This is a genomic window from Streptomyces sp. KR80 (assembly GCF_052245555.1).
GTDB lineage: Bacteria > Actinomycetota > Actinomycetes > Streptomycetales > Streptomycetaceae > Streptomyces.
In genome coordinates, this window is sequence record NZ_JBQQCD010000012.1 from 1 (window position 1) to 12,163 (window position 12,163).

Annotated in this window: 10 protein-coding genes and 3 pseudogenes; 7 read left to right on the forward strand and 6 right to left on the reverse strand. The window is 67.8% G+C overall.

What is annotated here, in order from left to right; translation table 11 throughout:
- Positions 1–125: 125 nt before the first annotated feature.
- Together tpg (ACTWQI_RS17975) and ACTWQI_RS17980 are read right to left on the reverse strand one after the other, a co-directional pair.
- Positions 126–555, reverse strand: a pseudogene (gene tpg, locus ACTWQI_RS17975) (telomere-protecting terminal protein Tpg); the annotation flags it as partial.
- Positions 556–559: 4 nt separating this feature from the next.
- Positions 560–1,520, reverse strand: a pseudogene (locus ACTWQI_RS17980) (telomere-associated protein Tap); the annotation flags it as partial.
- Between the two features lie 464 nt (positions 1,521–1,984).
- Between ACTWQI_RS17980 and ACTWQI_RS17985 the strand changes: the two are divergent.
- From ACTWQI_RS17985 to ACTWQI_RS18005, 5 genes are read left to right on the forward strand one after another with little or no spacing between them, the layout of a single operon-like run.
- A complete protein-coding gene (locus tag ACTWQI_RS17985) occupies positions 1,985–2,821 on the forward strand; it encodes an ABC transporter ATP-binding protein (RefSeq protein WP_443271617.1) in 837 nt (278 codons plus the stop codon).
- Positions 2,818–3,537, forward strand: coding sequence for an ABC transporter ATP-binding protein (locus ACTWQI_RS17990; protein ID WP_443271620.1), 720 nt, complete (start codon positions 2,818–2,820; stop codon positions 3,535–3,537). The genes ACTWQI_RS17985 and ACTWQI_RS17990 overlap by 4 nt, the downstream gene beginning before the upstream one ends.
- Positions 3,537–4,412, forward strand: coding sequence for a branched-chain amino acid ABC transporter permease (locus tag ACTWQI_RS17995; RefSeq protein ID WP_443271622.1), 876 nt, complete (start codon positions 3,537–3,539; stop codon positions 4,410–4,412). Before ACTWQI_RS17990 ends, ACTWQI_RS17995 begins: the two co-directional genes overlap by 1 nt.
- Before the next feature lie 5 nt (positions 4,413–4,417).
- A complete protein-coding gene (locus ACTWQI_RS18000; RefSeq protein WP_443271624.1) occupies positions 4,418–5,479 on the forward strand; it encodes a branched-chain amino acid ABC transporter permease in 1,062 nt (353 codons plus the stop codon).
- Positions 5,476–6,756: an ABC transporter substrate-binding protein gene (locus ACTWQI_RS18005; RefSeq protein ID WP_443271625.1), complete on the forward strand. Its 1,281-nt coding sequence runs from the start codon at positions 5,476–5,478 to the stop codon at positions 6,754–6,756. Before ACTWQI_RS18000 ends, ACTWQI_RS18005 begins: the two co-directional genes overlap by 4 nt.
- A 299-nt stretch (positions 6,757–7,055) precedes the next feature.
- Here the strand turns inward: ACTWQI_RS18005 and ACTWQI_RS18010 are convergent, their stop codons facing one another.
- Positions 7,056–7,184 (reverse strand): hypothetical protein, encoded by a 129-nt coding sequence (locus ACTWQI_RS18010; RefSeq protein ID WP_443271920.1) that lies wholly within the window; start codon positions 7,182–7,184, stop codon positions 7,056–7,058.
- A 412-nt stretch (positions 7,185–7,596) separates the two neighbouring features.
- Positions 7,597–7,656, reverse strand: a pseudogene (locus ACTWQI_RS18015) (hypothetical protein); the annotation flags it as partial.
- Between the two features lie 304 nt (positions 7,657–7,960).
- On the opposite strand from ACTWQI_RS18015, the gene ACTWQI_RS18020 reads away from it, so the two are divergent.
- Entirely contained in the window at positions 7,961–8,167 is a 207-nt protein-coding gene (locus tag ACTWQI_RS18020; RefSeq protein WP_443271628.1) for a cold-shock protein, read from the forward strand.
- Between the two features lie 627 nt (positions 8,168–8,794).
- Here ACTWQI_RS18020 and tpg (ACTWQI_RS18025) read toward each other — a convergent pair.
- Entirely contained in the window at positions 8,795–9,376 is a 582-nt protein-coding gene (gene tpg, locus ACTWQI_RS18025) for a telomere-protecting terminal protein Tpg (protein ID WP_443271905.1), read from the reverse strand.
- Positions 9,377–9,681: 305 nt separating this feature from the next.
- On the opposite strand from tpg (ACTWQI_RS18025), the gene ACTWQI_RS18030 reads away from it, so the two are divergent.
- Complete coding sequence (locus ACTWQI_RS18030; RefSeq protein WP_443271630.1) at positions 9,682–10,911, forward strand: glycoside hydrolase family 88 protein; 1,230 nt, start codon at positions 9,682–9,684, stop codon at positions 10,909–10,911.
- Between the two features lie 336 nt (positions 10,912–11,247).
- On the opposite strand, the gene ACTWQI_RS18035 is transcribed toward ACTWQI_RS18030, so the two are convergent.
- Positions 11,248–12,159, reverse strand: a complete 912-nt coding sequence (locus ACTWQI_RS18035; RefSeq protein WP_443271906.1) for a glutaminase — start codon at positions 12,157–12,159, stop codon at positions 11,248–11,250.
- Positions 12,160–12,163 lie beyond the last annotated feature (4 nt).

The window sequence follows — 12,163 nt, forward strand, 5'->3', positions numbered from 1 at the left end:
TCCCGTGTTCTTCGGCAAGTACGGCTCAAGCCGGGCCCACTCCCGATCCGACAGATCACCTCGCCCCACGCTGGCCGGAACGACACCAGCGCAGTTCGGTCACGCGACCCGTCGGACACGCCCTAGTCGCTGGCGCCCTGCTGCTGGGCCTGGAACAGGCGGCTGGCGTACTCCGGCGGCAGGTGAACGGTGAGCCTGCGCAGCCGGGGATCATCGGTCGTACCGATCGGCGCGGTGTAGCCGAACCGGGCCCGCGTTTCGATGGTGATGCCGGTGGTGGCGGCGGCCTGCCGGCAGCGTTGCCGTACCCGCGGCTGCCAGCGGCGACGGACTTCGGCCTCGATGCGGTCCGTGATGGGCTTGGGCGGGTTTTTGCGCGCGCCAGTGAGGTAGCGCTCGACCGAGCGCTGGGTCACGCCGAGCAGGTCGGCCACGGCCTTGGTGGTTATCAGCTTCTGGAGCAGGAATCCCACGCGCTTCTGGGTCGACTTGGGTGGCTCGCCGGGTGAAGAGCTCTTCGTCGGCGCGTTCGAGGGCGTCGTGGATGTCGGTCACGAGTTCACTCGCCTTCGTCCAGGACGGCGTCGCCGCCCTTGATGTGGCGTGCGGGGTTGTAGCCCTGCTCCATCAGGTCGACCGCCCAGGCCATCTCCTGGGCACCCTCGAGCTTGGCCAGGCCCGGGGTGGCGCCGAGGCGGAACGTGCCCGGGAGGGCCTTGCCCTCGTCGGTGAGCGGCAGGAAGTCCAGTGGGCTTGGGCCGGGCGACGGGTAGACGACGCAGTCGGACAGCACCGCCAGCGGATACAGACCCGTGGCCTTCGCGGTGTTGAGCATTTTGCGGTGCATGTTCACCCGGGCCTTGGAGATGACGGCGGCCCGGATGTCCGGCCGCCAGGTGGGGCGCTCCAAGCGGGCCAGCGCTCCCCGTCGCGGAAGCCCCGGCCCTGTGGGCGTTCGCGGAGCTTGCCGATGCCGCCCTTGACGGTCGACTTGATTGCCGAGAGCACGCAGGCCAGGCCCGGGTCGACGGTCTTGTGGTGCTCCATCGCGGTCAGGAACGCCGGCTCGTCGACGTCCTTGCCGACCGGAACGCCGTGGCCAGGTAGGCGCCCTTGAGCCGGTCGTGCCAGGGGTCCAGGTACGCGCCGGTCTCGTGGCGCAGGTATGCCTCGGTTGGGTGGACGTCGTAGCCGAGCTCCGCGGCATAGGCCATGGTCGGGGTCGCGTACCAGGCCAGGCCGGTGGGGCGCTGGCCGGATTGCGTGAATGGCGATGGCAGCCTGGGGTCGAGCTCGATGTGGGACAGGTCGACCAGCCAGCTGCCGGGGACCTTCTTGTCGAAGGTCGGGTGGTTGACGTGGACCGGCTCGCCCAGGCCGACGACCAGGCGGGCCGCGGCTGCGAGGAAGGCGGTGTTGATGTCGATGCCCACCGCGTGGGGCAGCAGGCACTCCTCGTCCGAGAGGAGCTTCACGTCGCGGACCCACTGGTAGGCCTCTTCGTCGAGGAACCCGCCCGTGGACCTCCGGGTGCTTGCGCCGCAGCACCGGTAGCGCGGGGAAGATGCCGAGGTAGCTGATCAGGGTCGTGGAGAGGGTAGGGCCACGCTCGGCGTCAGTGTGTGAGCTGCCGGAACGATGGAATTCTCGAATCGGGTCCCGGATCGATCCGGGACCTGATTTGTACCCGTGATCCACAGCGGAACCGACACTTCCGGCTCCGTTTCCTTCGCCCGTCTGCACCAATCCATGCAGATGAGATGAGTTGAGTTCACACCGGTATGCCAGCGTGTGGGCGTTCGGCCCCACTGTGCCGTCGATCGGTCCGTTGGGGATGCCTGGTAAGCACCGAGAGAGGAACGATGTCACGGCACGGCACGCAGAACTGTGGGAGTTACCACGGCCCACGGCCGACAGTGCTGCCTGTCGGAGCACCCTCGCCCCGAGAGAAACCGTGACTCCCCCGGAGGGAGTACCTCGGCCGGTGCACGGTGATTCCGCCGCTGCGGCCGATGGTCTCATGCTGCGTGGACTGACGGTCCGCTTCGGGGGCGTCGTCGCTCTGAGCGACGTCTCCTTCCACGTTCCGCCCCAGGGGGTGACCGGCTTGATCGGCCCCAACGGCTCCGGCAAGACGACACTGTTCAACGCCGTGTGCGGATTCGTACGGCCGGACAGCGGCTCCATGCTGTGGCGGGGTGTGCCGCTGCGCCCCAAACCCCACCGCCTGACCCGAATCGGCATCGCCAGGACACTCCAGGGCGTGGGGCTCTTCCACGGTCTGACCGTACTGGAGAACGTGATAGCTGCCGCGAATCACACCGCACGGACGGGCTTCTTTCCGGCACTGTGCGCGCTGCCGCGCAGCGACCGAGAGGAGACTCGGCTACGCACCGCGGCCTTAGCTGCCCTGGATCGCGTGGGCCTGGCCGATGACGCCGACAGGTCGCCGTCTGCGCTGCCCTTCGCGCTTCGTAAACGGGTCGCGTTGGCCCGGGCCCTCGCCGCGCAGCCGCGGCTGCTGCTGCTCGACGAGCCTGCTGGAGGTCTTGACGACGACGACATCGAGGACCTGGCGGCCCTACTGCGAAGCCTGCCTCAGCAGGGAACGGCGGTGATGGTGGTCGAGCATCACATGGATTTCGTCATGGAGGTCTGCGGCACGGTGGCCGTTCTGGATTTCGGCCGCCTGATCGCCCAAGGCAGCCCCCGGGAGATCCGCTCCTCGCAAGCAGTGGCCGACGCCTACCTCGGCACCATTGCCTCCAGGGCCACGGACCACATTGACCTGCGCGGCGAATCCGGCGAGGAGGGTGAATGAGCGAGGCACTGCTGACGGTGGACAGGCTCACCGCCGGCTACGGCGATGCGCCGGTGTTGCATGGGGTCTCACTGTCACTCGCGCCCGGCACCGTTACCGCGGTGCTCGGAGCCAACGGGGCGGGCAAGACGACACTGCTGCGTACGGTCTCAGGGCTGGTGCGTGCGGAAAGCGGGCGCATCATGCTCGGGGGCGAGGACATCACCCGAATGCCGGTGGAGCGGCTGGTGCGGCACGGGCTGGTACACGTGCCGGAAGGACGTGGGCTGATCGCCGAACTGACGGTGGACGAGAACCTGCGCCTCGGCGGACTGTGGCGGCGAGGTCACGCGGAGGCACGGCGCTCCCTGGAGGAGGTCTACAACCTCTTCCCGGCACTACCTGCCCGCCGCCGCCAACCCAGCCAGCAACTCTCCGGTGGTGAGCAGCAGATGCTGGCGCTGGGCAGGGCCCTCATGGCCCGACCGCGGCTGCTGCTGCTCGACGAACCCTCCTTGGGCCTCGCCCCCAGAGTGACGGCCGACTTCATGGGCCTGTTACGCCATCTGGTCGACAGTGCCGGCTTGACGGTGCTCGTGGTGGAACAGAACGTCAAGAGCGCGTTGTCCGTCGCGGATCGAGGTGTGGTGATCTCACTGGGACGGGTGGTCGTCGCCGCGGCCGCTGACAGGCTGCGCGGTGACAACGAGCTGCGCCACCACTTTCTGGGATTCTGATGAGTCGTTTTGTCTTCCTGACCTCGGAGGGCCTTATCCGTGGTTCGGTGTACGCGGCGTTCGCGTTGGCCCTGGTGCTGATCTGGCGCGGTACCCGGGTGGTGAACTTCGCCCAGGGAGCGATGGCCGTGGCCTGTGCGTATGTGGCGTACAGCGTGGTGACGAGGAGCGGCTCGTACTGGACCGGATTCATTGCCGCGCTGGCCACGGGCCTGCTGATGGGCGCCCTCGTGGAGCGGCTCGTCATCCGTCCGGTGGAGGAGGGCCCCCACCTCAACGCCGTCATCGTGTCCCTTGGTCTGGCCATGGCCGTCCAAGGCCTGATGGGCATCGTGTACGGCAACGAGACGCGTATGCTGCCGACCCCCTTCAGCCAGAACGCCTTCGCCGTCGGCGACGTCGCCCTGGGTTCCCCTTTCGACCTGTTCGTCCTCGGCGTGGTTCTGGCACTCATGGCCGGCCTGGCCTTGTTGTTCAGCACCTCCATCGGGCTGCGTATGCGAGCCTCGGCATTCGCCCCCGAGGTCTCCAGGTTGCTGGGAGTCAACGTCAGCCGGATGCGCACTCTCGGCTGGGCGCTGGCTGCCATGGTCGGAGCGCTCGCGGCGATGCTGGCCGTCCCCACCGGCCCTGGACTGCATCCCAGCGCGATGGATCTGGTCTTTGTCTCCGCGTTCACGGGCGCCGCCGCAGGAGGGCTCGACAGCCCGCCAGGCGCCGTGTTGGGAGGGTTGAGCCTCGGCCTGGTGCTCTCATATGTGACCGGCTTCCTCGACAGCGGCCTGGCCTCGCCGACCGTCCTCGTCCTGCTCGTCGCAGTGCTGCTGGCACGCCCCGCGGGCGTCTTCTCACCGAGGCGGGCGAGACGAGTATGAGACTCTTGCGCAGCACTCTCGTGCGGCATGCGCTGATCACCGCCGGTGCCGGGCTGCTCCTCTTCGCGCTCACCTTCGCGCTCGAGCCGTTCCGCGACTACCAGCTCGCCACGGCCGCCGCCTACCTGTGCGCGGCCGCCGGACTGACCGTGCTTACGGGGCTCAGCGGCCAGATCTCGCTCGGACACAGTGCATTGATGGCGACCGGGGCCTACACGGTGGCGCTGCTGCAGAATGCCCTGCACGCGCGGGGCCTGTCCGGAGCCTGGATGCTGCCAGTATCACTCGCCGCCGGGACGGTGACAGCGCTCGTCGCAGGCGCCGTCATCGGCATGGCGGCGGCACGGCTGCGCGGGCCATACCTGGCCGGGGCCACGTTGGCGTTGGCGACCGCCGTGCCCGGCGTAGCCACCACCTTCGACGGGGTTCTCCACGGTGATGAGGGTCTGCACGTCGAGGTGGATCCAGCTCCCGGGGACCTGCCACCGTCCCTGCCGTACGAACGCTGGCAGGCGTGGCTTGCGCTAACGGCCGCACTGCTGGTGATGCTGCTGCTCGCCAATGTGGTGCGCAGCCGCTACGGCAGGCTGATGCGGGCGGTGCGCGACGACGAGATCGCGGCCCAGCTCGCGGGCATCCATGTCGCCCGCACCCAGGTGCTGGCCTTCGTGCTGAGCGCGGGCTGTGCCGGGTTCGGCGGTGGAGTCCTTGCGATCCTGTCCCTGAGCGTCTCGCCCGGCGGTTTCTCGCTTGCCCTGTCGCTCGGCCTGCTGTTGGCCGTGGTCATCGGAGGCCTGGGAAGTCTGGCGGGCGCTGCACTTGGCTCGATCGTGCTGGTCGCTGTGCCGGAGGCCTTGGACACCATCACAGGTCAGCTCGGCCTCTCCCAGGAGATGACACGGCGTCTGGAGGGCAATCTGCCGTTCGCGGTCTACGGCCTCATCCTTGCTGTTCTCATGATCGCCGCACCAAGCGGCATCCAGGGTCTCTATCGGCGGCTGGCCGTTCCGCTGCTGACTCGTATTCGCCGCTGGGGTGGTAAATCGCTCCTCTCAAGAAAGGCATGATCACCACCATGAAGAGCCACTCTTTGCGCCGCAGGAGCAGCGTCGCCCTGGCCGCGCTGCTCACCGTCACCGCCGCCGCATGCGGCGGCGGTGACGGAAAAAAGCAGGCGCCCGGGGTCACGGACACCGAGATCCTCCTGGGTTCTCACCAGCCGCTGACCGGACCGTACTCGGCCGGGTACTCCAAGATCGCGCCGGCCACCAAGGCGTACTTCGAATATGTCAACGACCAAGGCGGCGTACACGGCCGCAAGATCAACTACAAGTACATCGACGACGCCTATAACCCCGCAACCACCCAGCAGGTGGTGCGCAAGCTCGTGCTGCAGGACAAGGTCTTCGCGATCGTCAATGGACTGGGAACCCCGACCCACGGCGGCGTGCTCGAATTCTTGAAGGCCAACGAGGTTCCTGATCTGTTCGTCTCCACAGGCAGCCGGAACTTCAACCAGCCCTCGAAGTACCCCCAGACGTTCCGATACAACCCGAGCTATGTTGCCGAGGGCAAGGTCCTTGCCAGATACATCAAACAGACCCATCCAGGCAAGAAGGTCTGCCACCTGGGCCAGAACGACGACTTCGGCCGAGACAGTCTGGCGGGTGCGCGAAAAGTACTCAACTCCAAAGAGCTGGTGAAGACCCAGCAGTATGCCCCAACTGTGCCCACCGTCGGCCCACAGATCGGCGCATTCAAAGCCGCGGACTGTCAGGTCGTCATGCTTGAAACCGTTCCCCCCTTCACCCTTCGGGCACTCACCGAGGCCGCGAAGCAAAACTACAAGCCGACCTGGGTCCTCTCGTACGTCAGTGGCGACTATGCGACACTGACGAACCAGCTCGGCGACCAGAAGAAGCTGCTGGACGGAATTGTCTACGCCGCATGGCTGCCCGATGTCACCAATCGCTCCGATCCCTGGGTTCGGCTGTTCCAGCGGATCAATGCCCAGTACAACAAGGGCGCATCGTTCGACGGCATCGTGGCCTACGGCATGTCCGTGGCCTACGACACCGTCCAGGTGCTACAACGCAACGGACGTGAGCTGACCCGCGAGTCGATCACCGCGACCATGGAGAAGGGCGGCTTCCGGGGGCCGGCCTTGGGACCGTACGGCTATTCCAAGACCAATCACGCCGGCCCGTCGGCTTTCCGAATCACCAGATTGACCGATGGCGACTCTCTGTCTCCGACGTATGTCACCGACGACGGCGACGGACCCATCACTGAGTACACCGGCCAACAGGCCGTTCCGCCCTCGAGTGGCATTCCGAAGGACTGAGAGTGCGGCGCGGCAGGTCTCGGCCTGGGGTCTCGGCCTGTCCTCGTGAGGATGCGCCTGTCGCGTTCCGGTGCCGTCTGCAGGGCGGGCCGTTCGCATAGAATGGCTGGTGCCGGCGGCAGCGTCCGGGTGCCGACCAGCCCTCGCGTCCTGCAATGTGGGCGACGTTCACCGCCTGCTGCCCGGCGCGTGTCGGCGGGCGGCGGTCAGGGGCCGAGACCATCAGGTCAGCGCCGGTCGCGCGGACACTCGTCGCCAACCGCGACTCGCTTACACGAATATCAGGCGGTCGATGGCTCTCACAGGCGCCGCACGCGCAGTACGGCGGTCAGCATCGGGAGGGTGAACTCGCCGTCGGCGGTCTCCGGTCTGCTCGCAAGGAATGCGCGGATCCGGCCGAGCGCGGCCTCGCGTTCCTGTTCCGGCATGACCAGCACCCCCGCGCGCGTCGCGAGGGTCGCGACGAGAGAGTCGGCGGTGCGGCGCTGCCCATGCGGGAACTCGGCTTGCTTCGGCGAGCCAACCGGGCGGCCACGCCGGTCTTTGGAAGGTGCATGTCGGCCGTCTCGTCGCGCCAGCTGGTGGGCGTGTCACGCGGGCCGATGGCCGCGCTCCCGCTGACCCGCGCGAGCCCTGCAACCCACTCGACCCGGTCGTCCATGACATTCCACAGACCGGCCAGGATGCCGCCGGGCGCGAGGACCCTGGCGATCTCGGGTCCCGCGACGGCCATGTCGAACCAGTGCATGGCATTGCCGGCCAGCACTGCATCGACGGACGCGCGTCCGGCAGCGGTATCACCTCGGCGCTACCCGGCAGGGCACGGACAGCGGGCAGCGCGCAGCACAGCTCGCTCAGCATCGCCGGGTCGGGCTCGACCGCGATGACGTCGGCGCCCATCGCGACCAGCGTGGCGGTTAGCTTGCCGGTTCCTGCGCCGAGGTCGAGCACGCGCGGGCCCGGCGCGGGCTCAAGCGCCCAGCGCACCGCGGCCTGCGCGTAATCCGGGCGGTGCTCGGCGTATGCGGCCGCCGCTGCGCCGAACGACGAGCTGTGAAGTAGCCGTTCGTCCTGATCCACGCAGTTACCTTAACTGTGACCAAACCGCGCTGCTACCCGCCTGCGCCACACCCATCGTCGCCGAGACCCCGTGTCCTTCAGACCATCGAAGGCCAGCGTTAGGGAAGTTGGAAAAGGCTCACTGATGGCAACAGGGAAGGTCAAGTGGTTCAACCCGGATAAGGGCTTCGGCTTCATCGAGCAGGACGACGGAGGCCCGGACGTGTTCGTCCACTTCTCCGCCATCCAGACCAGCGGCTTCAAGGAGCTGTACGAGGGGAACAGGGTCCAGTACGACGTCACCCAGGGGCCCAAGGGGCCCCAAGCGGAAAACGTCATCCCGCTGGAGTAGAACGCCACCTGGCAGCAGGTCAGATGTCATTTCTCCCGGATTCTCTGTCGCCACCACGCTGCCGCATGCCATGGACTCACGGTCGCGACCCATGGGTCGGGAAGGGTTCGACGGAGGAACTCCTCATCCAGCCGGGCAGCAATCCTGCGGAGGTCTTCCCGTGCTGCCGGAGGCAGCCTGCGGAGCGCGTCGTCGAGGGTGTCCCGGGCATCCGTCGGGTCACAGCAAGGGCAGTCGGCCCAAGGCACATACAGGTATCGGCCCGGTTGGCGGAGGAAGCGCTCGTATCGGCGAAGGGCCTCCGCGACAACACCGCGCCCAAGATGCTGGGCTTCGACCTGGGTGATAGCTGCCTGGGTTCGGCGGGGAATGCCTGGAATCTGGCGGACGGGACGAGCCGACCTGTGAGCTGGCCACCGCTGAGAGCGGATGGCGCCGGGCGGCCTACGCGCCATCGGCCTTTCGGGTCTGCTTCATAGTGCACATCATGCCAGGACTCAGGCATGCCGTCAGCGGGTGGGCCAGCCCCTCGCCCGCCCGAAGAGCAAGTGGGGCTGACAACCGGGACCAAGTTCCAACTAACGCGTCCCGCTGAACTCAGCTGCGGTCGAAACAGGTGCGCAGCCGTCAGCGATAGTCAAGTTCGATGTAGTCGATGCCGGTCAGGTCGACAATGAGTCCTCGGGCGCGGCGGCCGCGGTCTTTGAAGTACATCTCCTGCAGCCCCTCGGCGACGATCGCTTCGGGCTGCCGCTCGGTGGCGCCTGCGGCGTGCGCGTCGAAGAACCGCGCGGTGTAGTCCGGGGGAAGGTGTTCCGTGATCCGTCGCAGCCGGGGGTCATGGGTCGAGCCGGGCGCGGCGGTGAAGCCGAACTGCGCCCCGGTTTCTACGGCGATGCCAGTGGCGGTGGCAGCCTGCTGGCGGGCGCGTTGTCGTACGCGGGGCTGCCAGCGGCGGCGGACCTCGCCCTCGATCCGGACGGCGATGGGCTTCGGCGGGCTCTTGCGCTCGCCGGTGAGGTAGCGCTCCCCCGAGCGCTGACTGACCCCCAGGAGTTCGGCCACGGCCCGGGGGGTCTTCAGCTGCTTGACCAGAAACCGCACCCGCGCCTGAGTGGACTTGGGGAGGGGGCGGGTGAGTACCTGCTGCTCGGCCCTGCCCGGGCGGCGGGCACGTCCCCGCGGCTCTTCAACGAGGCTGTCATAGATCGGCGCGCCAGTCGGGGCTGCGGACGCCTGCCGCGGGCACACGGCTACGTCGTCGTTGGGCTTATGTGGCGCCCCTGCACATCTGCGACGAACCGACCTCGGCGCTCGACCCGAGGGCGAGGAGGCTATGCAGCGGCCTGCCGACCGTGTCCATCGGCGGGCGCCCGCCCACTCACACCCGCGGCGCCCACCGAGGTGGTTCATCTATATGAACAACACTCATGTGGGTGTACAGCTGCTTGATCACTGTGCAAAGCTCCCCCAACTCCCCAGCAACTTACCCCCACTTCGAATGGCAGGCACCTGTGAGCGTTTCCCGGCGAACTCTGCTGGCCACTGCGGCCGGTGCCGCGGCTGCGGCGACCACGAGCATCCCCACGGCACAGGCCGCGGAGGATGGTGCCGGCCGGGCGCCGGCTCTTCCGACGCTCCGCGCGGCGGCGGACTACGCCGTGGCGAAGCTCAGCGCCGTGGCGCCGGGCGTGAGCTCCTTTCCGGTCGGGACGAAGTTCGAGAAGTGGGTCTATTCCCAGAACGGCAACTGGGTCGGCGGATTCTGGCCGGGAACGCTGTGGATGGCGTGGCTCTACAGCGATGACGAACAATTCCGCACCCTGGCGCTCGCCTCTGCGCAGAAGCTCGCGCCCCGCCAGTACGACACCAGTACGCACGACCTCGGTTTCCTGTTCTACCCATCGTGGGTCACCGCATGGCGGCTCACCGGTGACGACACATGGCGAGCCGGCGCCGTGCGGGCGGCCGACTCACTGATCCAGCGGTACAACCCGCACGGCCACTTCATCCGCGCCTGGGGCGACCTGAACAATCCGCAGAACGCGGGCCGGGTCATCATCGACACGATGATGAATCTCGACCTCCTGGCGTTCGCGAGCCAGCAGACCGGGGACGAGAAGTACCTCGATATCGCCGTCGAGCACGCCAAGACCGCGCAACGGGTCTTCCCGCGCCCGGACGGGTCGACCCCGCACGTATTCGACTTCGACCCGGCCACCGGTGCGCCGATCGGCCCGAACACTGTGCAGGGCTACAGCCCCGCCTCGTGCTGGTCACGAGGACAGGCCTGGGGCGTGTACGGGTTCACCACAATCTACCGCCGGACCGGCAACCAGCAATTCCTCGCCACCGCACGGAAGCTCGCCGACTTCGCGCTCGACGCGCTCACGCCCGACCACGTCCCCGTATGGGACTACCGCGCACCGCAGCAGCCCCACGACATCAAGGACGCCTCGGCCGGGGCGATCATGGCGTGCGGTCTGCTCGACCTGTCCAATGCGACCGGCAGGACGGAGTACCGCAAGGTGGCGCTGAGGCTGCTCACCGCGCTCTCGCAGACCTGCCTGACGACGAAGTCGACCCGCGCCGAGGCGGTCGTGGCCCGCTGCACCCGCAATCGGCCGGCGGAGGACGGGATAGAGATCTCTCTCCCCTACGCCGACTACTACCTGCTCGAAGGCATCCTGCGCGTGCTGCAGCCGCAGGACGTGGACCGGGCCATCGACCTGTCCACCGTCTGACTGGCCTTCAGGGCTACTGGGCTTCGCCCAATTTCTCTTCGATCCAAGTGTGACAAAGTGCACGACGTCGCCGGCCTCGAACAGGTAGCTTCTGGCTGCGCCAACCAAGCCCTGGCTGCCCATTCCGGCGGCGAGCGTGTCCTGGGCGATGGCCTCGAACGGATCTGTCCCTCGGGCACGACGAGGAGTAGTCGAAAGCCCCATTTGACGAGTCGATGTCATGGAATCGCCGCCACACCCGCTACCCATCAGCGAGGATCGGCTGCTCATAGTCCACGAACCGCTTACCGGGTGCCTCGGCAAGCGCCTCTAAGGGCCCCGGCGCGGGGCCCGCCGTCAGAAGACGGACCAGTCCGAGCGTGTCGTGAACGCGTCGAGGGCGGCCATCGCTCCTATCGAGTTCCCGGCGGCGTCCAGCCCGGGGCTCCAGGCGCACAGGGCGCCGCGGCCCGGGACGATGGCCAGGATGCCGCCGCCGACGCCGCTCTTGCCGGGCAGACCTACCCGGTATGCGAACTCGCCCGCGGCGTCGTAGGTCCCGCAGGTCAGCAGGACCGCGTTGACCCGCTTCGCATCGCTGCGCGACAGCAGCCGCGTCCCGTCAGCGCGCAGGCCGTGCCGGGCGAGGAAGGTGCCGACGAGGGCCAGATCGCGGCAGCTGGCCGCCATGGCGCAGTGGGCGTAGTAGTGCTCCAGGACGGTTTCCACAGGATTATGGAGATTGCCGAAGTGAGCGATGAAGTGGGCCAGTGCCGCGTTGCGGTGCCCGTGATGGGCCTCCGAGTCGGCCACGGAGTCGTCGATGGAGACCCGCGGATTGCCGGACTCGGCCCGGAGGAAGTCCAGTACGGCGCCGCGCGCATCGCCGGTGAGCGTCTGCAGGGCGTCGGTGACGACGAGGGCGCCCGCGTTGATGAACGGATTGCGCGGGATGCCGTGCTCCGTCTCGAGCTGAATGAGCGAGTTGAACGGGTTCCCGGAGGGCTCGCGGCCGACCCGCTTCCACAGCTCGCCATCGCCGTGGGCGAGCGCGAGTGCGAGCGTGAAGAGCTTGGAGACGCTCTGGACGGAGAACTGCCGCACCCACTCGCCGACGCCGTGGACCTCGCCGGCCACGGTCGCCAGCGCCATGCCGAAGGCGCCCGGGTCGGCGGAGGCCAGAGCCGGGATGTAGTCGGCGACCCGGCCACGGCCGAGCACGGGGCGGGCGGCCTCCATGGCCTCGTCGAGCAGCTGCTGGTAGTTCATGTCC